General features: G+C 66.9%; 1 protein-coding gene. It reads right to left on the minus strand.

Features of this window, described 5'->3' with window-relative positions; genetic code table 11:
• Positions 1 to 236, minus strand: a 236-nt coding sequence (locus tag BV453_RS01890) for a riboflavin kinase (RefSeq protein WP_249520742.1), incomplete at both ends; no start/stop codon positions are given.

Raw genomic sequence — 236 nt, forward strand, 5'->3', positions numbered from 1 at the left:
CGACAAAGGAGACCTCGACCACGTGGTCGTAGAGGTCGATGTCCTGGTCGAGCACGTAGGCCTCCACCTGCTTCTGCGGAACGCCGTCGAAGGTGGGGTTGTTGCCGATGGAGATGGCCGCGGGATACCGGGACCCGTTGTCGGTCAGCCAGCCGGCGTAGACGCCGTCGGCGGGGATCAGTCCCTCGGACTCCGGCGACAGATTGGCCGTGGGAAAGCCGAGCTCACGCCCGCGG

The sequence above is a fragment of the Microbacterium sp. ER1 genome (assembly GCF_023383675.1).
Taxonomy (GTDB): domain Bacteria; phylum Actinomycetota; class Actinomycetes; order Actinomycetales; family Microbacteriaceae; genus Microbacterium.